This is a genomic window from Paenibacillus sp. D9, assembly GCF_001188365.1.
GTDB lineage: Bacteria > Bacillota > Bacilli > Paenibacillales > Paenibacillaceae > Paenibacillus_O > Paenibacillus_O humicus.
In genome coordinates this window covers 1,433,508-1,456,808 of record NZ_JZEJ01000001.1, presented here as the reverse complement: position 1 = coordinate 1,456,808, position 23,301 = coordinate 1,433,508, and the positions used below count along the sequence as shown (strand labels likewise).

The window sequence follows — 23,301 nt, the reverse complement described above, 5'->3', positions numbered from 1 at the left end:
ATCAGGAGCCGTAAACGACGGCTGAAGAGTAAGGAGAAGCTCCCGCGGCGTTGACCGCATTGATCCGGTACGTGCCGGCCGTGCTGGCCATCGTAGCCGAGAAGCTGTTGGTCGTAGCGGAGCCGATGCTTTGATAGTTCCCGTCATTGTTGGGGCTGTAGTACACCTCATAACGGGTAACTCCTTCGGTATCGGCATTCAACGTCCAGCTCAGGTTGACCGTCTTGCCGTCGACGGATACATTCAGACCGGCAGGAGCGGACGGAGGGGCTGCTCCTGGAGCTGGCGTACCGGGGTCCGGAGGCGTGACGCCTCCGGGGTTGTCGGTGCCGGCACCGACATTGTCGCCGCCTTGGCCGGTATCGCCGGGAACTCCGGGAAGGGCCGCGCCAAACGGGCTTACGGTCGCGCTTGGCGCCGACTCATGGCCGCCTACGTCCACTGCGGTCACGTAGTAGGACGACAGCAGGGAGCCGGAATGATCCGAGAAGGACAGCGTGCTGCCCGTCAGGATGGATTCTCCATGCTTGCTGAAGCCGAGTCCTTGCGAGCGGTACAGCCGGTAGCCGACGACATCCTTTTCGGGGCTTGCCGCGAAGGAAATCCGGTAAGCGCCGTTCACCGCTTCCAGCGATACGTTCGATGGGGCGGAAGGAGCGGCGCCGTCGTCTCGACGCGGGTCGACCATCGTCGGCGCGTCGTCGGTCGCATCCTTGGGGATGAAGGCCGACAGCGGCCTGCGGTATTCGGCCGGCATAGCTTGCTGGGCTTTGTTGATTTCGTCCATCAGCTCGCCAAGCGGCTTTTCCCTCTTGATGACGGTTTTCGTGAAGACGAAGTCCGATGGAGTCGTGTCCTGGGCGATGTAATTGACGCCGTTGTACGTAATGAAGGACATGCTGCCGAGAACGTTGTCCACTTTGGTCGGCACGTATTTCTTGTTGAACCAGTCGGTGACGAGCAGGCCGCGGGAGCGGATCAGATCGCTCGGCAGCATCCCGCTGACGGTCGAAACGGTCGCTTTGACGAGCCCGTCCGGTTTGGGGAACGCCTCGGTCTTGAACAGCTCGGGCCTGTCGGCGACCGTCTGGTTCATGATTTCGGTCCAGAGCGAGCGCGCCCTGGAATGGGAGTCCTTGAGGAGCACGTTCTTCTGCTCCTTGTAGCCGGCCCATACGCCCAGCGTGATGTCCGGCGTAAAGCCCATGAACCAGACGTCGCCATAGCTCTGGGTGGAGCCGGTCTTGCCTGCGATCGGAATCTTTCCGTAGGATTTGAAGCCGCTCGTCAGGCTGTGAGCCGTGCCGCTTGCATCCGAGATGACCGTGCGCAGCATGTCTGTCATCAGGAAAGCGGTCTGCTCGGAATAAACGCGCTTCGGCTTGAGCTCGTGCTGATAGACGATATGGCCTTCCGAATCCACGATCTTGCTGATCATGAACGGCTCATTGTAGACGCCGCCGTTCGGAATGGTCGCATAGGCATCCGTCAGCTCTTCGACGGTCACGCCCTTGCTCAGGCCGCCGATGACACCCGTTTGAGCGTTGTCGTCGCTAGGCTGCAGGGTCGAAATGCCGAGAGAGCGGGCAAAATCCCATGCCTTCGGAATGGTCACCTTGTCCAGGAACAGCTTGAGGGCCGGCGTGTTCAACGAGCGGTTGAGAGCTTCGCGTGCCGTCACGAGACCGTTGAACTTCTTGTTCGCGTTCATCGGAATATGGAAGCCCTTCTGGCCGTCCTTGAGAATGATCGGCGAGTCGTCGATGACGCTGGCCGGCTGGACGAGCCCGGCCTCGAGTGCCGGCAGATAGGCGCCGATCGGCTTCATCGCGGAGCCTGGCTGGCGCGTCATCTGCGTCGCGTAGTTCATCTGCTCGATGTTGAAGTCGCGCCCTTCCATCATGCCGAGAATGGCGCCGCTGCGGTGGTCGATCATGATCGCGGCGGCCTGTTCGGGGCCCTTTGTCTTGCTGGCCGGTCCGAAGTTGTCCGGGTTGCTCGCGACTTCGCGCATGTTGTTGTAGATGACCTTGTCGATCGTCGTGAACACCCGGTAGCCGGAGCGGAGCAGCTGCTCGCGCGCGCTGGCCAGAATTTCGGAATTTTCCGTCTTGGCCAGATCGCTCTTCTTGAGATTGGGGTTCTGCTTCATGGCGAGAATCGTTGCCGCTTCCCGCTCCGTCTCGAGCATCAGGTAAGGGAAGGTGTTGTAAGCCTTCTCCTTATGCGGGGCGAGCGTGCTCTTGAGATCGAAGGCGATCGCCTCGTCGTATTGGGCCTGGGTGATGCGGCCGGTGACGAGCATGCGGGACAGGACGATTTTTTGCCTTGCCGTGGCTCTCCGGAATCCGTCCGGGTTGAATACGCCCTTCCCGTTGAAGGCCGAATAGGACGACGGCAGCTGCGGAAGGCCTGCCAGGTAGGCGGATTGAGCCAGATTGAGCTTGCTGAGATCGGAGATGTTGAAGATTCCGATCGCCGCGGACTTGATTCCATACAGATTGTAGCCGGATGAACCGTTGCCGAACGGCATTTTGTTCAGATAAGCCGCGAGGATCTGGTCCTTGGTCAAATATCTCTCCATCCGGATGGAGAGCAGGATTTCCTTGACCTTGCGCGCATCGGTGCGGTCGAGGCTGAGGAATACCCTTCTTGCCACCTGCTGGGTGAGCGTGCTGCCGCCGGTCTGGCTGCTTTCATTGAGCAGCTTCTGCTTGACGGCGCGCCCGAAGCCCATGTAGTCGATTCCGATATGGGAATAAAAATTGCTGTCTTCCGTCGACAACAGGGCGTCGATGACGGATTGCGGGATGTTCTGCAGGTCGACGAGACGCCTGTCCTCGTCGGTCCTGAGCTGTCCTACGGGGGTTGTCCCGTCGTTGAAATAAACGAAGCCGGTCAGGGCATTCTCGTTGACCATGGCTTCCAGCTCGCTGCCGGGCCGGACAGGATCGTCCTTGACCAGGGCGGCCACATATCCGGTCGCGATGCCGCCGGCAAACAATGCGCCGGTAATGCCGAAGATAATCAGCCATTTCGCCGTGATCCACACGACGAGACCGAACGTCCTCCAGCCGCTGCGCCCGGGAGCTTGTTCATGCTCTTGAGCCATATGTACCTTTCCTCCTCCAAGTAAGCACAGCTATTATAGCACATGTCGCCGGAACCCGGCACCAGATGTCATTTCCATCGTTGAAATCTCCCCTTTTCCGGCTGTTGCTGCCGAAGCTTGGAAGTTGACACTCCTCGCGGGGCATGATATAACTTGCAAAACGATTCCGCACGGCTCGGAGGAGCCGGCGGACCATACGGCCAACGGCGTGGATGGGCATCCAGTAGCCGGACGGCAGGCGTTCACAGAGACCCGGTGGCAGGTGCGAACCGGGACGCCCCGTCCGCGCGAATTACAGCCCTGAGCCGGCCGGGGGAACCGCGGGCTGCCAGCCCGGCGCGTAGCCCGGTCCCGGAAGCAGCCTTCCGTTATGTTCAACGAAGTGGGAATCCATTTGGCTTTGCCTGTCATAGCATGCGCAGGCGGAGCGGATTCCAACAAGGGTGGTACCGCGAGCTAATCCTTCTCGTCCCTTCGGACGAGAAGGATTTTTTGCGTTTTCAGCGCCGCAGGCGCCCATCAGAGAAAGGGGAGCACAGAAAATGAACCAGCAGGAGAACATGGAGCGGAGCGGGCAGCGTCCCGGACCGAAGCTGACTTCGGAGCAGCGGCAGGAGGTTGCGCGGCAGCTGGCGATTCTCGCAAGGGGAACGGCCGAAATCATCCCGGAGAGCGGCCTTCGGGAGAAGCTGGAGGAATCGGTGGCGGCCGGCATTCCGCTCAAGGTGAAGCTGGGACTGGATCCTTCGGCTCCGGATATTCATATCGGCCATACTGTCGTGCTCCAGAAGCTGCGGCAGTTCCAGGAATGCGGACATGAGGTCCAGCTGCTCATCGGGGATTTCACCGGCCGGATCGGCGATCCGTCGGGCAAGTCGGAAACCCGCAAGGCTTTGTCCGAGGAGGATGTCCGGCGCAACGCCCAGACATACAAGGATCAGATTTTCAACGTGCTCGATCCGGAGCGGACGACGGTCTGCTTCAACTCCGAATGGCTGTCGCCGCTCACCTTCAATGAAGTCATCGGCCTCGCGGCCAAATCGACGGTTGCCCGCATGCTGGAACGGGACGACTTCACGAAGCGGTACAAATCCAACCTGCCGATCAGCATCCACGAGTTTTTCTACCCTCTTATGCAGGGATACGATTCGGTCGCCCTAGAGACGGACATCGAGCTGGGCGGAACCGACCAGAAGTTCAATCTCCTCATGGGCAGAAGCCTGCAGAAGGAATACGGCAAGCGGCAGCAGACCGCCATCACGATGCCGATCCTCGAAGGGCTCGACGGCGTTCAGAAAATGAGCAAGAGCCTCGGCAATTACATCGGCATCCAGGAGGAGCCGGACCAAATTTTCGGCAAAGCGATGAGCATACCGGACGGCCTCATGCCCAAATATTTCGAGCTGGCCACGGATCTGGACTCGGATCGCTTGGCCGCCGTCTCATCCGGATTGGCAGACGGCACCTTGCATCCGAGGGATGCCAAGCTGATGCTGGCTCACTCCCTCGTCCGCCTGTTCCATGGAACGGAAGCGGCTGACTTCGCCGAATCGCGTTTCCGCGCGATATTCTCCGAAGGCGCCTTGCCGGATGATATCGAGGAGGCCGTCCTGCAGGCGGCAGAGCTTGAAGAGGGCAAGATCCGGCTCGTAAAGCTTCTCACCGTCCTGGATTTGCTGCCGTCGGGCAGCGAAGCCCGCCGAAGCGTCCAGCAAGGAGCCGTCAAGCTCAACGGGGTTAAGCTGGAGGATGTCTCGGCGGTCGTGGAGCCGCAAGAAGGGGATGTCCTGCAAGCCGGCAAACGGCGCATGGCGCGGATTCGGATTCAATTGTAGCGGCTGTCCGAAATTTTCAACAAGAAAATGTCTAAGTTGTGAAACAAATGGCCGATTGCAACGTATAGAGTACCGGGCAGTTAACATTAGATGCCAAATATGGGGAGGTGCGGGATGGAAACGGTTTACCTGTCATGCCTTGCCTTCGGCGTCCTGTTCGCCATCGTAAGCGTAGTGCTGGGGGATATTCTGGGCTCTTTCCTGGACGGGGCGCTCGATTTCCTGTCCGTGGACGGTCATCATATTTTCCAGCCGGCTGCCGCTGCCGGCGCTGTTACGGCATTCGGCGGAGCGGGGCTTATGATGGAGAAGTATTCGAGCCTCCCGGCCTCCGGCATTGCGCTTCTGTCCGTCCTCGCTGCGGCGGGTTGCTCCTTGCTCGTGTTCTTCCTGTATGTCAGGCCGATGCAGAACTCCGAATCCACTTCGGGGTACTCCATGCAGGAGCTGGGCGGATCGATCGGCGAGGTGCTGACGGCCATTCCGGCCCGCGGCTGCGGCGAAGTGCTGGTCCGGATCGGAGCGGGAGTGACGAACCATACGGCCGAAAGCTTCGACGGCACCGATATTCCAACCGGAAGCAAAGTCGTCGTCGTCGAAGTGAAGCCGGATGCCTTGGCGGTATCCATTTTGAAATGAGAGAGGGGAAATGGGTTTGATTCCAGATTATTTGGTTATTCCTGCTATCGTTGTCGGTGTCATTGTCGTACTGGGTCTTGCGTTCTGGGCAAGGTACAAGACGGTCAGCCCGGATGAGGCGATGATCGTCACGGGTACGTTCCTCGGATCGAGCAACGTCGCATCCGACGATTCGGGCCGCAAAATCAAGATCGTCCGCGGCGGAGGCGCCTTCATCCTGCCGGTATTCCAGCGGGCGGAGTTCTTGTCGCTTCTGTCCATGAAGCTGGACGTATCCACCCCCGAGGTGTATACGGAGCAGGGCGTGCCGGTCATGGCGGACGGAGTCGCCATCATCAAGATCGGCGGCTCGGTCGAGGATGTGGCGACGGCAGCCGAGCAGTTCATGGGCAAGCCGGTTGAAGCTCTGAAGTCGGAAGCCCAGGAAGTTCTCGAAGGCCATCTGCGGGCGATTCTCGGCTCCATGACGGTAGAGGAAGTGTACCGCAACCGGGACCGTTTCGCCCAGGAGGTTCAATCCGTAGCGGCCAAGGACCTGAAGAAGATGGGCCTGCAGATCGTCTCCTTCACGATCAAGGATCTGCGCGACAAGCATGGCTACCTCGATGCGCTCGGCAAGCCGCGGATCGCCGCGGTCAAGCGGGATGCCGAAATCGCCGAGGCGCAGGCGGTTCGCGATGCCCGAATTCAGAAAGCCCAAGCCGAAGAGGAAGGGCAGAAGGCGGAGCTGCTGCGCGATACGAATATCGCAGAGGCTTCCAAGGAGAACCAGCTCAAGGTCGCTTCATTTAAAAAGGACCAGGATACGGCCAAGGCCGATGCCGATCAGGCGTATACGATCCAGGAAGCCCGGATCAAGCAGCAGGTCGTGGAGGAGCAGATGAAGGTCGAGCTCGTCCGCAAGGAACGCGAGATCGATCTCGAGACCAAGGAAATCCTTCGCCGCGAGAAGCAGTACGATTCCGAAGTGAAGAAAAAAGCCGACGCCGATCGTTATGCGGTGGAGCAGGCCGCCGAGGCGGAAAAGGCCAAGCAGATCAACGCGGCGGACGCCACGAAGTATCGGATCGAAGCCGAGGCCCGCGCCAACGCGGAGCAGAAACGGCTGGCAGGCCAGGCGGAAGCCGACGCCCAGCGGGCCAAAGGCACAGCCGAAGCCGAAGTCATCCGGCTGCGCGGTCTGGCCGAAGCGGAAGCCAAGGAAAAGCTGGCGCAGGCGTTCGAGAAGTTCGGCGAAGCGGCCGTGCTCGACATTATCGTCAAGATGCTGCCGGAGCTGGCCGGCAAGGTTGCCGAGCCGATCAAGTCGATCGACAAGCTGACGGTTGTCGATACGGGCAATGGAGCCGGAGCGGCCCGTCTCAGCAACTATGTGACGGATCTGATGGCGACAGCGCCGGAAATGCTGAAGAGCGTCGCCGGAATCGACGTCAATGCCCTGATGAAAAGCCTAACTTCCCGCGTTCCGGCGGCAGGCGTGAAGCCGGCGGCTGCTGATATCCCAGCGCTGCCGTCCGATGCGGCAGCTGCGATGGCTGCGGCAGCCTCGGAGGCATCCGTCAAGGAATAAGAAGAACCGGATGCAGCGGTCATATGAAGGAGAAAAACCCCCTTGCGGCAATCGCAAGGGGGTTTTTCGGGTCTCTTCCGAAGAAGAGAAGCCGGTATTAGCGGCTGTAGAACTCGACGATTTGCTTCTCGTCGATGTCGGAGCTCAGCTCGCCGCGCTCTGGCAGGCGAACGTACTTGCCTTCCATAGCCGTTTCGTTGAACTCGATGTAGCTAGGAAGGTGATGACGGCCTTCCATGGCTTCTTTAATCGATTTCATGCTGCGGCTGCGTTCGCGCAGGCCGATCACGTCGCCAGGCAGTACTTGGTAGGAAGCGATGTCGACTTTTTTGCCGTTGACCGTGACGTGGCCGTGGGCAACGAGCTGGCGAGCGCCCGGGCGGGAGTTCGCGAAGGCAAGGCGGTAAACCAGGTTGTCCAGGCGGGACTCAAGCAGGAACATGAAGTTCTCGCCGGAGATGCCTTTCAGCTTGGAAGCCTTGTCGAACAGGTTGCGGAATTGCTTCTCGTTGACTCCGTACATGTGGCGGAGTTTTTGCTTCTCAGCCAGCTGCAGGCCGTAGCCGCTCACTTTTTTGCGCTGGTTCGGACCGTGTTGACCCGGTGCGAAGTTGCGCTTGAGTTCTTTGCCGGTGCCGCTCAGGGAAATGCCGAGACGACGGCTGAGTTTAAACTTGGGACCTGTATAACGTGACATATTGGGTGTAACTCCTTCTTCAAATGGAATGTTTGAAAAGGGTCCAATGATTTCGCCGGATGCTGCACGGACATGGACAAGCCATGACCCCGAAGGACTAGTTCAGCCGCTGGCCCTCCAGCTGCAGCACCCCATGAGGGTGTCACAAAAACGTTGGCCTATATTCAACAACTAATTTTATAGGAATCAGGCATCCAGTGTCAAGCCGAATCCCGTTGCGGAAAGCTTGCTTCGCATATTAGTTGTTGCGGGTTGGAAATGCTAGTGGAAACGAGCGGAGGTTGGAATGACATGGAATGGAAGCGGGCAGGAACGGTTGCCGCCGGAACGGGCGCGATTCTGGCTATAACCTTGGGCGGCTGCGCGGCTATGCAGGCGGACCGTACGCCGGAGGAGCTGTTCAGCCTTGCCGTGTCGGGGCTGGCGGCTCAGGACAGCTACAGCTTCAGCGGCTTCTCCACATCGGCCGGCAGCTCCGCGGCCAAGACGCAGTTCAAGGGAGAGGTGCAGCGGCATGAAGGAGTTCGGCTGCTGGAGAGCAGAGAGGGAGAAGCGGACATGCTGGAAACCGAAGGCGGAATTCCGGCCGGATACAATCCGGCATGGCTGCTGGGCCGGCTGCTGGACAGCAAGGCGGCCGTCGCTCTGGACGCTGCCAATTCGGAGGCAGGCCGCGCTGTTCTCATCATCCGTCCGAACCCGGCAGAAGCCGGGAAGATATGGCGCAGCCGGCTTCAGGACCAATGGAGCCGCATCGAGAGCAGCTCCCCGGAGGACAGCGAGGTGTGGGGGCGGCTGGACGGCTCCCGGCAGGCGGAGCTGAAGCGGGAATGGAACCGGGAGCTTATGCGCAGCGCCGGACAGTGGCAGGAAATGATGGATTCCTTATCCGCGGACTCCTCGTATACTCTCGTCGTCGACCGCGGCAAGCTCGTGCCATTGAAATTGGCCGAAAACGCGGATCTTCATTATAGATTGGACGGGAACAAGGCCGATGAGCAGAGAAAGACGGAGTTTCTGTTCCAATTGAATCATTAGTGCAATAACGCATGACCGTGCAACAGAAGAGGCGTTCATGATAGGATGGTTCGCGTAAAAAGTTTTTTAGATCGAAGGGAGATTCAACCGTTCATGCGTGATCCTAGACTTCAAACACTCGCCGCGAATCTGGTGAGCCATTCCGTCCAAGTGCAGCCTGGCGAAAACATCCTGATCGACTTGATCGGAAGCGAGCTTGAGCTCGGCAAGTGCCTCATCGAGGAAGTGGTCAAGCGCGGCGGCCGTCCATTCGTGGAAACAAGCGACCGTTCCATCCTGCGCTCCCTGCTGCAAAATGCCTCCAAGGAGCAGATCGAGCTGTGGTCCAAGCTCGACCAGGAAAGAATGAGCCAGATGCAAGGCTACATAGGCGTCCGGTCGGGAGAGAACGTCAACGAGCTGGCCGATGTGCCGGAAGAAAGCATGAGGATGTACCAGCAGCTCTACTCTCACCCGGTCCACTCCGAAATCCGGGTGAAGCGTACCAAATGGGTCGTGCTCCGCTATCCGAGCGCATCGATGGCGCAGCTGGCCAAGATGAGCACCGAGGCGTTCGAGGACTTCTACTTCAATGTGTGCAATCTGGATTACAGCAAGATGGAAGCAGCGATGACGCCGCTCAAGCAGCTCATGGACCGCACCGACCGCGTGCGCATCACCGGACCGGGCACGGATCTCAGCTTCTCCATCAAGGGAATCGGATCCGTGAAATGCGCGGGCGAGCGCAACATTCCCGACGGCGAGCTGTACACAGCTCCGATCCGCGATTCCGTGCAAGGTACGATTACGTACAATACGCCCAGCGTGAATTCCGGCGTGACCTTCGACAACATCTCCTTCACGTTCGAGAACGGACGCATCGTCAAGGCGACCTCCAACAACACCGGCCGCATCAACGAAATTCTCGATACGGACGAAGGAGCCCGTTATATCGGCGAGTTCAGCCTCGGCTTCAATCCGTACATTCTGCATCCGATGAACGATACCCTGTTCGACGAGAAGATCGCGGGCTCGCTGCACTTCACGCCGGGTCAAGCGTACGAGGAGGCCGACAACGGCAACCGTTCCGCCGTCCACTGGGATCTCGTTCTCATCCAGCGTCCGGAATACGGCGGCGGCGAAGTGTATTTCGACGACGTGCTGATCCGCAAGGACGGCCTCTTCGTCCTGCCGGAACTGGAAGGCCTGAATCCGGACAGCTTGAAATAATCCGATTCGATTCCGACTGCGTTTGCGGGGCTCTAATTGAGGTTAAATTTTACATGTTCCATCTTGAATGGGCATCCTGATTCAGTTATGATGAAGGAAACGTTTTCTTTATCGACTTCTTACAAGGAGGAATCCCTATGTCCAACAATGCGGCTATCGTAGAAATTTCCCAAATTGCAAGCCGGTTCCGCTCATCGATCGTCCTTCAGGCCGACAACAAGTACATCGATGTGAAGAGCATCCTGGGCTTGTTCACGACGTTGGTCGGAGGCCATTCCTATGAGCTTCACGTTCACGGGCCTGATGCCGACGAAGCGAAAGCAGCCCTTTCCGAGGCTTTCTCGAAGCATAACCTCGACGTGAAAGTCATCGGCGAGTAGCTTCATTCAGCAGCTATCGATAAGCCCGGCCGCGCATTCGGCCGGGCTTATTTTCATGGGCTTGTTCCTGCAATGACCTTGTGTATTGGACAGAGATCGTCTAATATTAAAGATACTATCGTAACATGAAGACGGCGAGACATCCGCACAGGGGGGGAAACTATGTCTTCACCGGAAGTCCTGGTCCATCTGCATCAGAAGGCGGTTCAACTGCTGCAGGATGACGCGAACAAAATCGAGAAGCTGATTGAGGTTCAGATGGAGAATCTTGCTACCCGCAAGTGCCCTCTGTACGAAGAAGTCCTCGATACCCAGATGTACGGCTTCTCGCGGGAAGTTGACTTTGCCGTAAGGGCGGGGCTTATCGATGAGGCCGCTGGCAAAGCGATCATCAGCCGGCTCGAGCGCAACCTTGCCCAACTGTATGAAGCGCTGGACCAAAAGTCTCAGCTCCTATAGCAGCCAGCAACGGTGGCTTCCCGGCCATCCGCAGCAAAAAGGCGCATCCCCCGCTGTCGGCGGGAGATGCGCCTTTTTGCTGCGTGCTTCCTAGACGAGGAAGAAGGCGAAGCCTAGAATGATATAAACCATAATCAGCAGAAAGCCTTCATACCAGTTGGTCCTTCCGTCGCTGGAGACCGCCTTGGCGATAAATACCGCGACCGCAATGGAAGCCAGCTCGATCGGGGTGAAGACGATGTCCATCGTCGGCCCGAACAGACCGCTGATCAGCACGAGCACCGGGGCGACGAACAGCGCGATCTGCAGGCTGCTGCCGACGGCGATTTCCACCGCTGCGCCCATCTTGTTTTTGAGCGCGAGCATGATGGCCGCGCTGTGCTCGGCGGCATTGCCGACAATTGCGACGACGAAGGCGCCGATGAACAGCTCGGAGAGGCCGAAGCGGGCCGACACCTCATGCAGCGTTCCGACAAGCCATTCGCTGACGAAGGCGACCATGACGGTGGCCACGACCAGATACAGGATGGAGCGGCCTTTGCTCCATACGGGTTCTTCGTGGTGGCCCTCCGCCGACGCATCGGCCTTATCCTCCATATCGGAGAGCATGTTTTTGTGCGTGACCATGGAGAAGACCAGCCAGAGCAAATAGCTGACGATCAGAATGATCGCGACCGTAATGCTGAGCACCTTGTCGGCTTGTACGGAGAAATGCTCCGCCGCGACGAAGATGGCCGGCACGATGAGGGCGATGACGGCCATCACCATGAGCGTCGAGTTGTGGGTGGCCAGCTGGACGTTGTAGCGCTGCTCCTTGTACTTCAGTCCGCCCAGAAAAATGCTGAGGCCGAGCACCAGCAGCAGGTTGCCGATGATCGAACCGGTCAAGCTCGCTTTGACGGTCTCGAAGGAGCCTGCCCGAACGAGGAAAATCGCGATGATCAGCTCGGCAGCGTTGCCGAAGGTGGCGTTGAGGAAGCCGCCGAGACGCTGTCCCGCATAATGCGCCACGGACTCGGTGGCCTGCCCGAGAAACCCGGCCACGAAGATGACGGAGATGGCGGAGACGACGAATTGGAACATTTCGTTCCAATGGGCGTAATGGGCGATTCCGCTCAATGCGAAGCTGATGATCAGCCCGGCGAAAAACAGTTGACGACGACTCAAGAAGCGGCACCTCGATCATTTTGGAATATGTAATACGGCAAAATCTGTATCTTAATATACCCATCCCGCATGGAAAAGTAAACGCCCGGAATGGATTGTGCTTGTCTTGCTTTTGGAAGAGATCATCCCTTACAATGGAAGAAAGAGTGGATTCATTGAAGGAGTTGAACGTGATGGCGGAAGACCTTCAAACAGGCTTGATTCGGATTTCGGATGACGTTGTCGCTACGATCGCCGGACTGGCGGCGCTTGAGACTCCCGGGATCGCCGCGATGTCCGGCGGCATATCCGAAGGTCTCGCCAAGAGGCTCAGCGGAAAGAACGCCCAGAAGGGCGTATCCGTCGAAGTCGGCCAGCTGGAAGCGGCCGTCGATCTCAGGGTAATCGTCCAATACGGCATTCCGATCCAGGAAGTCTGCAGGCAGCTGCAGCTGAACGTCAGGGAAGCCGTAGAGAATATGACGGGTCTCAACGTGGTCGAGATCAACGTCAAAGTGGATGGAGTCCTGTTCCGGGACGAACCGGTAGAGGAAGCCGGAACCGGTCCGGCAAGGCTGAAATGAAAAAAGGAGCCGCTCAATGAGAGCGGCTCCTTTTCATTTTGCGGATGCAGGGACGGCAGCTACGAATTGGCCTGCCGGCCGACTGCGCGAAGCGGGTTGTCCGTCGCCCGCTTCGCCGATGCGGGCTGACGATTGGCTTCGCGGCTGATGCTGAGCAGCACGCCGACGGACATCAGGCTGGCCAGCAGGGAAGAGCCTCCATAACTGATGAACGGAAGCGTGACGCCGGTCAACGGAATCGCATTGGTGACGCCGCCGATGTTGATGAATGCCTGTACCGCGAACAGAGAGACGATGCCGGCTCCCACAACCGTGCCGTATATATCGGGACAGCGAAGGGCGACAATCAATCCGCGCCACAGGAAGAGCAGGAATACGATCAGGAACAACGTGCTTCCGATGAAGCCGAGCTCTTCCCCGATGATGGCGAAGATAAAGTCATTGTAGGCGAACGGCAAGTACTGGACCTTCTGGATGCCGTGTCCGAGGCCGGCTCCGCTGAATCCGCCATGGCCGAGCGCCATCAGCGAGCGGGCGACCTGATAACCGTCCCCCAGGGAGTCGGCCAGCGGATCCTGATAGCTCGTAAACCGGCTGATGCGGTATTCCCACTTGGTTGGCGAGATGAGGAAGGCTACGGCTCCGACAGCGGTCAGGACGATGCCTCCGAAAAAGGCGGATGCAGCCAGCTGGCGCAGGTTGGCTCCTCCTGCAACGATCATCAGGAACGCGCAGGCCGCTATGACGAGGCAGGAGCCGAGATCCGGCTGCAGCATGATCATTCCGCATACGATGCCGACGATGACGATGACCGGCACGAGCCCTTTTTTGAAGCTGCGGAACCGTTCCCCTTTTTTGGCGATCAGAGTGCCGAGATAGAGGATAAGCGCCAGCTTCGCGAATTCCGTCGGCTGTACCGCGAATCCCATCACATTGAACCAGCTTCTTGCCCCGTTGATCTCTCTTGCCACGAACGGAACGATCATGAGCATGAAAAAGACGGGAAGAAAGAACAGCATGAACCCCCGCTTGAACACCTGATAGCGGAAATTCATCACAACCAGCATGATGACCGTCCCGAGAGCGGCGAACAGGAATTGCTTCTTCAAGTAATAAAGAGGATCATTTCCTGCAGTGCGGCTGACGGCGGCCGTGCTGGAGCTGGAGCTGAACACCATGACGAGACCGAAGCCGACAAGAGCCAGCGTCAGAATCAGGAGCAGGAAGTCCGGCCTGCCGCGGCGGCCCTCCGGATTGACCTTCATGGTTGGCTGTCACCTACTCGGAAAGCTTATTTTTGAGGTCGGCGAGCTTCTGCTTGGCAGCGCTCAGAATAGGCTGGGGCACGGCGGACTCATATTCGAGGCCGTGCGGGAAAGTGGCTCGTCCGATATAGACGGATTCAACGGTGAGCACGGCTGCCGGATTTTCCAGCTTGCCTTCGACGGCCCGCGTGCTGATCCGCAGGAAATATTCGTAGTTCGTGCCGCGGTCCACGAATTTCAGATCATATGTAGCGCGGTAGTATTCCCATTGCCAGCGGACGAATCCGAGGCTCTCGGCGCTTTCGTCAAGGTGGGCCAGATCGCTTTTCAACCCGTTCAAGCCTGAATTTTCAATTAACATGGGGGAAATCCTCCTCAGCAGCATGGCAAAGACTGTATTCCCTTTCATATTAGTATGTTTCCAAAGCCAGTGCAACCCTGCGCGGCCTGTCGTCCCGAGCGCCGCGGCAGTATCGTCTACCCCGGCGGGGCCTGCATCTGGTACACTACAAGAACAGCAGGAAGATTATAAACGGCCGCTCCGGGAGCCGCCTCTGGCGTCCCGGCACAAGGCAAGGAGGGCAACAGCTTGAATCAAGACCAGACCGCCGCGGCGGACAAGCTTTTGGAATTGTATCCGCGCATGGTAAGCGACCGCCGCCATCTGCATCGGCATCCTGAAATCAGCTTCCGGGAAGAGCATACATCCGCCTGGATTGGAGATCGTCTGGCAGAAATCGGCTGCGCCTCTGTCCGCAAGGGGGTCGGAGGCTACGGACTTGTCGTCGATCTGAAAGGGGATCATCCGGGTCCCGTAATCGCGCTGAGAGCGGACATGGACGCTCTGCCGCTCCAGGACTTGAAGGAAGTGGAATACCGCTCCCAGACACCGGGCGTCATGCATGCATGCGGGCACGACGCCCATACGTCCTCGCTGCTGGCGATCGCAGAGTACTATCATTCGCTCGACGGCGGCTTCGGCGGCACCCGCAGGCTGCTCTTCCAGCCCGCGGAGGAGCTTACTCCCGGCGGCGCGCTGCCGATGATCCGCGACGGAGCGCTTGAAGGCGTCGACGTCATCTACGGCGTGCATCTATGGACGCCGGTCCAGGCCGGTACGGTCAGCATCCGCGGAGGCGCATTCATGGCCGGCGTGGACGAGTTCACCATCGAGATTACCGGCAAAGGGGGGCATGGAGGGATGCCGGAGCATACCCGCGACACGATCGTCGCGGGGTCTGCGCTCGTCCAGGCTCTGCAGTCGGTCGTAAGCCGCAATGTCAGCCCTCTCGACACGGCGGTTCTTTCCATCGGCTCTTTCCAGGCCGGAGAGGCGAGCAATGTCATTGCCGGCAACTGCCGGCTGAAGGGAACGGTGCGCACCTTCGACAAGGGCGTGCGGGACCTGATGCGCCAGCGCATCTCCGAGCTCGTCCGGCTCGTATGCGCCGGATTCGGCACCGAAGGGGAGCTGGATTACCGGGAGGGCTACCCGCCGGTCGTCAATGACGAGCTGGAGGCGGCCCGCTGCATGGCTGCGGCAGCCGAGCTGTTCGGAGACGGGAATGTCCGTCAGTCGGAGCTGATTACGGCAGGCGAGGACTTCGCCTATTATCTCGAGCAGGTGCCGGGCTGCTTCATGTTCGTCGGCGCAGGCAATTCCGAGGCGGGCGCCGTGCATCCGCATCATCATCCGAGATTCGACCTCGACGAAAGCTCGATGCTTCAATCCGCCCGGCTGATGATCGGCTGCGCGGAAAAATATGCCGCCACATTCTCCCGTGAATGACCTCATGGAGGCATGCGCACGATAAGGAAACAACCGGACTTCCTGTGCTGGAAAGCAGGACGAAACGAACCGGCCAATTTCTTGGGAGGTCAAGCGCATGCCAGTTGCGGTATCACAGATCATGAGCAAGCCTTGCATCACTGCTACGCTGAAGGACAATGTGTATGAACTGGCCGTGCTGATGAAGGACCACGGCATCGGCTTCGTTCCGATCGTCGAGGGCGAGAGGCTGATCGGAGTCGTGACGGACCGGGATCTTGTCGTGCGGGGATATGCCGGCAAGCATTCCGGCTCCACCGCCGTAATCGAAGTCATGACGCCGAACCCGGTCACGCTGAGCCCGGCTGACACGGCCGAGGAAGCGGGCCGCCTGTTCGCGGAAAAGGAGATCCGCAGGCTGCCCGTCGTGGAAGACGGCCGCTTGATCGGCGTTGTCGCGATCGGGGATCTCGCCGTACGCGACAGATTTGCGGATGAAGCGGGACATGCGCTGAGCGCCATATCCGAGGCGGCTCCGTCCCCGTTCGTCCATTGACAGGCATAGGAAAGAAAAAGGCCGGCATCCCTTCGGGAACTGCCGGCCTTTTTGCTTCAGCCCTCCTATGCGCGGCCAGGCGGCATAAAAAGGCTGGGTTTTGCCCCATACTGTCAGCATTGGCAAGTGATAAAAGGAGGCTGGGTCTAACATGCTGAAGCGGAAGAGCGGCCCGCTTGTCGTGCTGGAGGACGGCACGGTGCTGCTGGACGATGCCCATCCCGGAGCCGAAAAGGCCAGGGAAGCGCTCGCGGGCTTTGCCGAGCTCGTCAAGCGTCCCGGCACGATGCATACCTACCGAATGACCCCGCTGAGCGTATGGAATGCTGCTTCCCAAGGCAAGCCGGCGGAAGAAATCCTGGACTGCCTAGAAGCCAATGCGCGGTACGGGGTGCCGGGCGCGGCCGCCGGCAGAGTGAAGCAGTGGCTCAGCAGGTACGGGGAGCTGGAGCTGACATCGATTGAAGACGGCATGCTGCTGCTGTCCGGACCCGCCGCAAGGCTGCGGGAAATTACGGACGAGTGCATCGCTTCATGGGGGGCTGCCCGCGCAGCCGATGGAATCGCCGTTCCGGGCGATCGCCGGGGAGATCTGAAGAGAGAGCTGCTGCGGATGGGCATGCCGGTCGTCGACCATGCCGGCTACCGGGAAGGCGAAGCGCTCCGCATCGGTCTGCGCGGCGAGCTGCCCTCGGGCAAGCCATTCCGGCTGAGGGATTACCAGTTGCAAGCGGTGGAACGGTTTTGCCGGGACGGCGTCCAGGGAGAGGGCGGCAGCGGCGTCATCGTGCTGCCGTGCGGAGCGGGCAAGACCGTCGTTGGCGCCGCCGCTCTCGCCAGGCTCGGCTGCGCGACGCTGATCCTGACATCGGGCACGACCTCCGTACGGCAGTGGCGGCGAGAGCTGGTGGAAAAAACGACGATCGCGGAGGATGACATCGGCGAATATACGGGGGAGAACAAGCAAGTACGGCCGGTCACCATCGCCTCGTATCAGATTATGGGACGCCGGGGCAGCGGAGGCCATATGGATTTGTTCAGCCGCAGGGACTGGGGCCTCATCATCTACGACGAGGTGCATCTGCTTCCGGCTCCGGTATTCCGGTTGACCGCCGAGTTGCAGGCGACGCGGAGGCTGGGCCTGACAGCGACGCTCGTGCGCGAGGACGGGCGAGCCGAGGATGTCTTTTCCCTGATCGGCCCCAAGCTGTTCGAGCTGCCGTGGAAGGCGCTTGAGCGCGAGGGCTGGATCGCCGCGGTCAGCTGCCGGGAGGTGAGGGTGCCGCTGCCGGAGGAAGACGGGGAAACATATGATGGGGCGGGAGCCCGCGCCCAGCTGCGGCTCGCCGGAGAAAATCCCCGCAAGGCGGAGGCGGTGCGCCGGCTTCTGGAAAGGCATCCGGGGAAACCTGCGCTCGTCATCGGCCAGTACTTGCGGCAGCTGTCCAGCCTCGGGAGGGAGCTCGAAGCTCCCGTGCTGTCGGGCAGCACGCCGCCCGAGGAGCGGGAGGAGCTGTACAGCCGCTTCAATTCCGGCAGCCTGCCTGTGCTGGTCGTATCCAAGGTCGCGAATTTCGCGATCGATATGCCCGATGCGGCCGTCGCCATTCAAGTATCGGGCAGCTACGGCTCCCGTCAGGAGGAAGCGCAGCGGATTGGCAGGCTGCTGCGGCCGAAGGAAGATAACCGGGCTTATTTCTATACGGTCGTGACGGAAGGGACAAAGGAAACGGAATTCGCGTTGAAGCGGCAGCTGTTCATGATCGAACAGGGCTATACGTACGAGATCGCGGAAAAGGGGTCTTTATGATGGGCTCTGACAAGCCTTGGGAGCGCAGCAAAGCTGTCCGTCCTACCCGGAGACGCAGCGATCCGGTGATTACGCCGGAGCTGCCGGGCTCTGCCGGACCTTTCTCCGGAGAGGATTCGGAAGCGGAGATTTGGAGCCGCTTGAGCCCGGTCTCGAAGGATGTGCTCCGCTGTCTGCTGACGAGATTCGGCGTCCATCCTGCCGAGGAGGGGCGGCTGCTGGAGGAAGCCGCCGCAGGCTGCTGGTCGGGACTGGAGCTGCGTGCCGGCCTGTCCGGCCTGCAGGCAGCCGGAGCCGTGCAAGCGAGGCTGCGCTTCTGGGGGGAGCGCGCCGTCGCCGTGACGGCCGGCTCGTACTTGAAATGGGCGGCCGTTGCCAGCCCATGGATTGCTGCGGACGAGGAGGCGGCGCACCGCAGCGCCGCGTCGGCCGTAAGCGGAGGCGGCGCTCTGTACAGCCGCGCTCTGCTGGGGGCACTAGCGGAGCTTGCCCGAAGCGGACCGGTACTCACCGTGAAGGGAAGGCTTCATGGGAGCACCATTAAAGCTCTGGAGCAGGCAGCGGGCTTGAGCCCCGAATCCTTTATCCAGCTGGACCCTTCCTTGAGGCTGGACTATCCCGGCTCGGTCGCGCTCGTGCTCGACTGGTCTTTCAGCAGCGGCATTTTGCGTCCTGGACGAGCCTGGAGCTGGGATGCGCAGAAGCTGCGGACATGGCTTGACGAGCCTCTGATGCAGCGGGAAAGGGGGCTGTTCAGGTGGATATTGGATCGGGCTGTCCGCCGTTCGGCGGAAGCGGCTGCCGCTGCGTCGGTCATCTCCAGTCTGAGGGAGGATGTCTGGTACAGCGTGCCCAAGCTGGAGCAGCTATGCCGGTCGCGCTCCGTGTGGCCTGCAGGCTGCCCGGGCCGGGACAGCGCGGCATGGACCGGGCTGCTGGAATGGCTGGCGGGCTGCGGCTGGGCCGAATGGGGCGAAACGGAGCAAGGAGAGTCCTGCTTCCGGCTGCTCCTCTCTGCTGAAGGCTGCGGGGAGGATGGGGATTCAGAGGGGGACGAGCCGCTTCTGCTGCAGCCTGACGGAGATATATGGGCGGGAGCCTGGACTTCGTATCGTCAGCTCTGGCCGCTCGAGCTCGTTGCCGAACGTGGAGAAGTGAGGGAGCTCACTGCCTACCGGCTTACAGAAAAATCTCTGAAAAGGTCGGCGGCGCTCGGCATTGGGGCTGGCCAGCTGCGGGAATGGCTGGCCGGCGCCTCGGGAGCGGCGCTGCCTCCGCAGGTGGAAGCGCTTCTGGCGCAATGCTTGCCCGGGACGGAGAGCCGCAGCACCCTCTTCGCCGTCGAGGAGAGCGGGGAGGACGCTGCAGGAAGCAGCGGCAGGCCTTGCTGGCAGCCGTCGGATCCTTCCTTGACCTTTGCCTCGCTCGAACCGGCGCCGGCGGCCGAGGTTCAGCCTTGGCTTGTCCTGCAAGCGGAGAAGCTGCCCGCTGCCTGGACAGCCGCCCCGCGCAACTATCGCCCGTCCGCTTGCCGCCAGCTGCTGGAGAGCGCGGTCCGGCTGCATATTCCCGTGGAGCTTCATGACGGGGAAAGCGCCGGCATATTCGTTCCGCTCCAAGTACAGGGGGACGGCGACGGCTGGGCTGCGGAAGGCTTCTACCGGAAGGACAATGAAGCCAGAGTGCCGGCGATGCTGATTCCCGGCCAAGTCGGCCGAATCCGGCTGCACATTCCCGGAAACGCACCCGCCCGCTGAAGGCGTCTACCGAAGCTCAATCGGGTATGCTATGATAGGAGCAAGCCGGAAGGAGACCTTCCCCGGCAGGAAGGAGTGGACCGATCTTGCAGCAGCTTGAGATTGCGGAGCAGACGCCGCTGGATATGGCGCCAGTCGTGCTCTGCGCCTATGAACTGGGCGATTACATCAACCAATCGGCCGAAGTGGCGGATTATTTATATTGGAAGAACGAAGTCGAACACAACCCGGAGGTCGCCTCGCTGAGGGCGAGGTTCAACCGGGCGAAGGAATTCTTCTCCGAATGCGAGCGCTTCGGAAGGTTCCATCCCGACTATCATGCGGCCAAGGATAAAGTGAAGGCTGTCGAAGCCGAGATGGCGCAGGTGGAATGCATCCGCCGCTACAAGGAAGCCGAGGAGGTCGTGGATACGCTGCTCTATGACGTATCCCTGATGATCGCCGAATCGGTATCCGGCTCGATCAAGGTGCCGGGCAACAATCCGCTGCCGTCGGGCGGCTGCGGCGGAGGCGGCTCCTGCAGCTGCGGAAGCGGGGGGTGCGGCTGATGGAGCATTCCGAGTCGATGCCGGCCGTCGAAGCGGCTTCGTTCCCCGAACAGCGTAAGGGCTACATTGTCTGGGTGAGCGACGCCAAGTCGGCCCGCAGCCTGGAGAAATACGGCAACGTGCATTACATTTCGCGGCGGCTGCATTATGCCGTTATCTACATCGATTCGGGGCGCGAGGAAGAGACGCTGCGCAACATTCACCGCCTGCCGTACGTCAAGAAGACGGAACGCTCCCTCCGGAACGAGATCAAGACGGAATACACCAAGGAAAATCCGGACAAAACGCGTTTCTACAGCATGTAGATGCAGCGTCCGGCTTCGGTGGCCCAAGACCTTCGACCTCTGGCGGGCGAGGGTCTTTTTTCTTGTACAAAAACCCAAAATGTGACAATAATGGAGAGTCCTATTTTTTAATTTGAAATTGGAAATAGACATGGTAGAATAAACCTAATCATAAACTAGATATAAAGGCCTGCTTCCCAGGGAGGAGTGGACAAGATGAAGGATAGAACGACGGAACGCTGGAACACGTACGAGACGTTCCATGTTGAACTGGGCGAGAAGCGAGTGGCGGATGTCATCATCACTCATCATGCGAAGCTCCGCTGGGCAGACCGGGTGGAGAGCGTCAAGACCGGTTTCGACGACATCGCGGAATATATCTGGCAATGTCTCAAGCAAGGACGGATCGAATCCTATTACCGGAACGAAGAGGATGTCTACCTCATTGACGACGATCTGGTTTTCGTGGCGGAATTTAGCGATTCGGAGAAGGAATTCGATCTTGCCGGCACGCCGCTCCAGAAAATGATTGTCGTCACATTTTTGGGAAGAATGTCGGAAACGATCGAGCTGAGGGACTTAAAGTCCTATTACTCCTGGCTGCGGCATTCCCGGCGCATGACCTTAATCAAAAACAGCCGTAAAAGGAAATAACATATTATAACAATTATTATGATGTAGATGGAAATAGTGGAAACGGGTTTCCTGCTCCTAAGCGGCGAAGCCTGTTTTTTTCTATTTATTCCGATAGTTATGTTTTAGGCGCGGGTACGTTATAATGGACAAGAAAATGAGCGGGCATGTCCGGCCGGCAGCCGAAGCCGGATCAGGCCGATGCCGCCCGAAAGGATGACAATAAGGTGGCCATCAACTTCCATCAGCTGCATATTTTTTATACGGTCGCTGAAAAAGGCAGCTTTTCCGCGGCAGCGCAGGCGCTCCATATGACTCAGCCGGCCGTAACGATGCAGGTCCAGTCTCTGGAGGACCAGCTCGGCACGAAGCTGCTGCTCCGGTCCACGAAGAGAATCGAGCTGACGGACGCGGGGAGCGTCCTGCTGCCCTATGCCAAGCGGAGCATGGACCTGATCCGGGATGCCGATGCGGCCATGGCGCGTTACGCGAAGGGCCTCAAGGGACGTCTTCAGCTCGGCTCGAGCCTGACGATCGGCGAGTACATCCTGCCGCGGCTGCTTGGACCGTTCAACAAGGAGCATCCGGATATTTCCATCCGCATGAAGATCATGAACACGACCCAGATTCTCGAGCACATCCTGAACCATCAGCTCGACTTCGGCTTGCTCGAAGCCCCGGTCAGCCATCCGGACGTGCATACCGAGCCGGTGCTGAGCGACGAGCTGCAGCTGATCGTCGGTCCCGGCCATCCGCTGTCGGGACGGGGCGAAGTCACCCTTGCAGAAGCCATCAAGTACCCGCTCGTCCTGCGCGAGCAAGGTTCGGGCACGAGGCAGGTCATGGAGGACCAGCTGGCGATGAAATCCATCGATGCCGAGGACCTGAACATCGTCATGGAGCTGGGCAGCACCGGCGCGGTCAAGTCGGCCGTGGAGGCGGGAGTCGGCATGAGCTTCATCTCCGCTTCCTCCATCAAGCACGAGCTGGCGCTCGGCCTGCTGGAGACAGTGGCCATTACGGACGCCGATTTCAACCGGGAGTTCTATTCGATCTATTTGAAGTCGGCGCTGCTGCCGAAACCGGCCGTGTCGTTCCTCAGCTTCCTGAGAGGCAGGGATCTTGCCCAATGGCTGTAATACGCGGAGATCTGCATACGCATACGACGGCGTCGGACGGGATGGATTCGCCGGCCGAGCTCGTTGCCAGGGCGGCGGCGCGTGGTTTGGACGCGATAGCTGTGACGGATCATGACACGATGGACGGGATACAGGAGGCGAAGCTTCAAGGAGAGCGCTCCGGCGTCATCGTCATTCCGGGCGTGGAGCTGAGCACGGCTCGGAACGGCAAGGACATCCATGTGCTCGGATACGGCCCGGATCCCAGCGATCCGCTCTGGATCGAGCGCCTCTCCTCGCAAGGGAAGGTCCGCGAACGGCGCAACGAGCTGCTGCTGCAGCGTCTTGGACAGCTGGGCATCGAATTGACGCTGCGCCAAGTGCTGGATGCCGCGGCGCAGGGAGACCGCGGCGTTCCGGCGAGCGTGGGACGTCCGCATTTCGCCGCCGCTCTGGTGAAGGCCGGCGTCGTATCCACATTACGCGAAGCATTCGAGCTTTATCTTGCGGAAGGAGCTCCTGCTTATGTGGAGATTCCGCGCCTGACGCCCGAGGAGGGCATTCGCTGGATCGCCGAGGCCGGAGGAGTTGCGGTGCTGGCCCATCCCGGCCTGTACCGCGACGACGCTGAAGTAGAGAGGCTTGCCGCAGCCGGGGGCCTGGCCGGAATCGAAGCCTTTCACTCCGACCATACGCCGGAGGAGGAACGCAAGTACTTGCGTCTTGCCGAGAGGCACGGCCTTCTTGCAACCGGCGGCTCCGACTACCACGGCAGCCGCGGCGGGGAGATGCACCATGGCGACGTGGGAAGCCGTACCGTGGATGCAAGGACGCTCCTGGAGCGCTTGAAGCGCTGAATCGGATGCGGCCGGCGAGTTCCGCGAGAGGCCGGC

22 protein-coding genes are annotated in these 23,301 nt (G+C 59.9%); 17 read left to right on the top strand and 5 right to left on the bottom strand.

What is annotated here, in order from left to right:
• Position 1 precedes the first annotated feature (1 nt).
• Complete coding sequence (locus tag VE23_RS06770; protein ID WP_049867617.1) at positions 2-3,112, bottom strand: transglycosylase domain-containing protein; 3,111 nt, start codon at positions 3,110-3,112, stop codon at positions 2-4.
• A gap of 542 nt (positions 3,113-3,654) precedes the next feature.
• On the opposite strand from VE23_RS06770, the gene tyrS reads away from it, so the two are divergent.
• The 3 genes from tyrS to VE23_RS06755 all read left to right on the top strand — a co-directional run bounded on the left by tyrS (position 3,655) and on the right by VE23_RS06755 (position 7,156).
• Positions 3,655-4,947 carry a tyrosine--tRNA ligase gene (gene tyrS, locus VE23_RS06765; protein WP_048746585.1) on the top strand — a complete coding sequence of 431 codons (1,293 nt, stop codon included), beginning with the start codon at positions 3,655-3,657 and terminating at the stop codon, positions 4,945-4,947.
• A gap of 114 nt (positions 4,948-5,061) precedes the next feature.
• Positions 5,062-5,586, top strand: a complete 525-nt coding sequence (locus VE23_RS06760) for an NfeD family protein (protein WP_048746583.1) — start codon at positions 5,062-5,064, stop codon at positions 5,584-5,586.
• A gap of 10 nt (positions 5,587-5,596) precedes the next feature.
• The gene (locus VE23_RS06755; protein ID WP_021878356.1) at positions 5,597-7,156 is read left to right on the top strand and encodes a flotillin family protein; all 1,560 of its coding nucleotides are present in this window, start codon (positions 5,597-5,599) and stop codon (positions 7,154-7,156) included.
• Between the two features lie 97 nt (positions 7,157-7,253).
• Here the strand turns inward: VE23_RS06755 and rpsD are convergent, their stop codons facing one another.
• Complete coding sequence (gene rpsD, locus VE23_RS06750) at positions 7,254-7,853, bottom strand: 30S ribosomal protein S4 (protein WP_048746580.1); 600 nt, start codon at positions 7,851-7,853, stop codon at positions 7,254-7,256.
• A gap of 291 nt (positions 7,854-8,144) precedes the next feature.
• Here rpsD and VE23_RS06745 point away from each other — a divergent pair, with 291 nt between their 5' ends.
• The 4 genes from VE23_RS06745 (at position 8,145) to VE23_RS06730 (ending at position 10,939) form a co-directional block, all read left to right on the top strand.
• The gene (locus tag VE23_RS06745; RefSeq protein WP_049867616.1) at positions 8,145-8,891 is read left to right on the top strand and encodes a hypothetical protein; all 747 of its coding nucleotides are present in this window, start codon (positions 8,145-8,147) and stop codon (positions 8,889-8,891) included.
• A 93-nt stretch (positions 8,892-8,984) separates the two neighbouring features.
• Complete coding sequence (locus VE23_RS06740) at positions 8,985-10,100, top strand: aminopeptidase (RefSeq protein WP_048746577.1); 1,116 nt, start codon at positions 8,985-8,987, stop codon at positions 10,098-10,100.
• A 137-nt stretch (positions 10,101-10,237) separates the two neighbouring features.
• Positions 10,238-10,480: an HPr family phosphocarrier protein gene (locus VE23_RS06735; protein ID WP_021878361.1), complete on the top strand. Its 243-nt coding sequence runs from the start codon at positions 10,238-10,240 to the stop codon at positions 10,478-10,480.
• A 162-nt stretch (positions 10,481-10,642) separates the two neighbouring features.
• Positions 10,643-10,939, top strand: a complete 297-nt coding sequence (locus VE23_RS06730) for a YlaN family protein (protein ID WP_021878362.1) — start codon at positions 10,643-10,645, stop codon at positions 10,937-10,939.
• Positions 10,940-11,029: 90 nt separating this feature from the next.
• Here VE23_RS06730 and cax read toward each other — a convergent pair whose 3' ends face one another.
• Positions 11,030-12,106, bottom strand: a complete 1,077-nt coding sequence (cax, locus tag VE23_RS06725; RefSeq protein ID WP_021878363.1) for a calcium/proton exchanger — start codon at positions 12,104-12,106, stop codon at positions 11,030-11,032.
• Between the two features lie 173 nt (positions 12,107-12,279).
• Here cax and VE23_RS06720 point away from each other — a divergent pair, with 173 nt between their 5' ends.
• Complete coding sequence (locus VE23_RS06720; RefSeq protein ID WP_048746575.1) at positions 12,280-12,669, top strand: Asp23/Gls24 family envelope stress response protein; 390 nt, start codon at positions 12,280-12,282, stop codon at positions 12,667-12,669.
• A 59-nt stretch (positions 12,670-12,728) separates the two neighbouring features.
• Here the strand turns inward: VE23_RS06720 and ftsW are convergent, their stop codons facing one another.
• Both ftsW and VE23_RS06710 read right to left on the bottom strand, forming a co-directional pair.
• A complete protein-coding gene (ftsW, locus tag VE23_RS06715; protein WP_021878365.1) occupies positions 12,729-13,934 on the bottom strand; it encodes a putative lipid II flippase FtsW in 1,206 nt (401 codons plus the stop codon).
• 13 nt (positions 13,935-13,947) lie between these two features.
• Complete coding sequence (locus VE23_RS06710; RefSeq protein WP_048746573.1) at positions 13,948-14,295, bottom strand: YugN family protein; 348 nt, start codon at positions 14,293-14,295, stop codon at positions 13,948-13,950.
• 282 nt (positions 14,296-14,577) lie between these two features.
• On the opposite strand from VE23_RS06710, the gene VE23_RS06705 reads away from it, so the two are divergent.
• The 9 genes from VE23_RS06705 (at position 14,578) to VE23_RS06665 (ending at position 23,265) form a co-directional block, all read left to right on the top strand.
• Positions 14,578-15,723, top strand: a complete 1,146-nt coding sequence (locus tag VE23_RS06705; RefSeq protein ID WP_084781696.1) for an amidohydrolase — start codon at positions 14,578-14,580, stop codon at positions 15,721-15,723.
• Positions 15,724-15,820: 97 nt separating this feature from the next.
• On the top strand, positions 15,821-16,258 hold the full coding sequence (locus VE23_RS06700; protein ID WP_049867614.1) for a CBS domain-containing protein: 438 nt from the start codon (positions 15,821-15,823) through the stop codon (positions 16,256-16,258).
• Between the two features lie 151 nt (positions 16,259-16,409).
• Positions 16,410-18,068, top strand: coding sequence for a DNA repair helicase XPB (locus VE23_RS06695; protein ID WP_049867613.1), 1,659 nt, complete (start codon positions 16,410-16,412; stop codon positions 18,066-18,068).
• On the top strand, positions 18,065-19,825 hold the full coding sequence (locus tag VE23_RS06690; RefSeq protein ID WP_157053918.1) for a hypothetical protein: 1,761 nt from the start codon (positions 18,065-18,067) through the stop codon (positions 19,823-19,825). Before VE23_RS06695 ends, VE23_RS06690 begins: the two co-directional genes overlap by 4 nt.
• A gap of 86 nt (positions 19,826-19,911) precedes the next feature.
• Complete coding sequence (locus VE23_RS06685) at positions 19,912-20,373, top strand: YlbF family regulator (protein WP_307721783.1); 462 nt, start codon at positions 19,912-19,914, stop codon at positions 20,371-20,373.
• Positions 20,373-20,678, top strand: coding sequence for a YlbG family protein (locus VE23_RS06680; RefSeq protein WP_232313036.1), 306 nt, complete (start codon positions 20,373-20,375; stop codon positions 20,676-20,678). The genes VE23_RS06685 and VE23_RS06680 overlap by 1 nt, the downstream gene beginning before the upstream one ends.
• Positions 20,679-20,873: 195 nt before the next feature.
• Positions 20,874-21,311 carry a hypothetical protein gene (locus tag VE23_RS06675; RefSeq protein WP_021882077.1) on the top strand — a complete coding sequence of 146 codons (438 nt, stop codon included), beginning with the start codon at positions 20,874-20,876 and terminating at the stop codon, positions 21,309-21,311.
• Positions 21,312-21,517: 206 nt separating this feature from the next.
• Positions 21,518-22,429, top strand: a complete 912-nt coding sequence (locus VE23_RS06670) for a selenium metabolism-associated LysR family transcriptional regulator (RefSeq protein ID WP_049869653.1) — start codon at positions 21,518-21,520, stop codon at positions 22,427-22,429.
• On the top strand, positions 22,420-23,265 hold the full coding sequence (locus VE23_RS06665; RefSeq protein ID WP_049867611.1) for a PHP domain-containing protein: 846 nt from the start codon (positions 22,420-22,422) through the stop codon (positions 23,263-23,265). The genes VE23_RS06670 and VE23_RS06665 overlap by 10 nt, the downstream gene beginning before the upstream one ends.
• Positions 23,266-23,301 lie beyond the last annotated feature (36 nt).

What these genes read in the sequence shown, in the direction of transcription:
- rpsD (WP_048746580.1), bottom strand. Translation starts at nt 7,853, where the DNA reads ATGTCACGTTATACAGGTCCCAAGTTTAAACTCAGCCGTCGTCTCGGC.
- VE23_RS06690 (WP_157053918.1), top strand. Translation starts at nt 18,065, where the DNA reads ATGATGGGCTCTGACAAGCCTTGGGAGCGCAGCAAAGCTGTCCGTCCT.
- VE23_RS06665 (WP_049867611.1), top strand. Translation starts at nt 22,420, where the DNA reads ATGGCTGTAATACGCGGAGATCTGCATACGCATACGACGGCGTCGGAC.
- VE23_RS06755 (WP_021878356.1), top strand. Translation starts at nt 5,597, where the DNA reads ATGGGTTTGATTCCAGATTATTTGGTTATTCCTGCTATCGTTGTCGGT.
- VE23_RS06720 (WP_048746575.1), top strand. Translation starts at nt 12,280, where the DNA reads ATGGCGGAAGACCTTCAAACAGGCTTGATTCGGATTTCGGATGACGTT.
- VE23_RS06760 (WP_048746583.1), top strand. Translation starts at nt 5,062, where the DNA reads ATGGAAACGGTTTACCTGTCATGCCTTGCCTTCGGCGTCCTGTTCGCC.
- tyrS (WP_048746585.1), top strand. Translation starts at nt 3,655, where the DNA reads ATGAACCAGCAGGAGAACATGGAGCGGAGCGGGCAGCGTCCCGGACCG.
- VE23_RS06695 (WP_049867613.1), top strand. Translation starts at nt 16,410, where the DNA reads ATGCTGAAGCGGAAGAGCGGCCCGCTTGTCGTGCTGGAGGACGGCACG.
- VE23_RS06770 (WP_049867617.1), bottom strand. Translation starts at nt 3,112, where the DNA reads ATGGCTCAAGAGCATGAACAAGCTCCCGGGCGCAGCGGCTGGAGGACG.
- VE23_RS06735 (WP_021878361.1), top strand. Translation starts at nt 10,238, where the DNA reads ATGTCCAACAATGCGGCTATCGTAGAAATTTCCCAAATTGCAAGCCGG.
- ftsW (WP_021878365.1), bottom strand. Translation starts at nt 13,934, where the DNA reads ATGAAGGTCAATCCGGAGGGCCGCCGCGGCAGGCCGGACTTCCTGCTC.
- VE23_RS06710 (WP_048746573.1), bottom strand. Translation starts at nt 14,295, where the DNA reads ATGTTAATTGAAAATTCAGGCTTGAACGGGTTGAAAAGCGATCTGGCC.
- VE23_RS06745 (WP_049867616.1), top strand. Translation starts at nt 8,145, where the DNA reads ATGGAATGGAAGCGGGCAGGAACGGTTGCCGCCGGAACGGGCGCGATT.
- VE23_RS06740 (WP_048746577.1), top strand. Translation starts at nt 8,985, where the DNA reads ATGCGTGATCCTAGACTTCAAACACTCGCCGCGAATCTGGTGAGCCAT.
- VE23_RS06730 (WP_021878362.1), top strand. Translation starts at nt 10,643, where the DNA reads ATGTCTTCACCGGAAGTCCTGGTCCATCTGCATCAGAAGGCGGTTCAA.
- VE23_RS06700 (WP_049867614.1), top strand. Translation starts at nt 15,821, where the DNA reads ATGCCAGTTGCGGTATCACAGATCATGAGCAAGCCTTGCATCACTGCT.
- VE23_RS06680 (WP_232313036.1), top strand. Translation starts at nt 20,373, where the DNA reads ATGGAGCATTCCGAGTCGATGCCGGCCGTCGAAGCGGCTTCGTTCCCC.
- VE23_RS06705 (WP_084781696.1), top strand. Translation starts at nt 14,578, where the DNA reads ATGGTAAGCGACCGCCGCCATCTGCATCGGCATCCTGAAATCAGCTTC.
- VE23_RS06675 (WP_021882077.1), top strand. Translation starts at nt 20,874, where the DNA reads ATGAAGGATAGAACGACGGAACGCTGGAACACGTACGAGACGTTCCAT.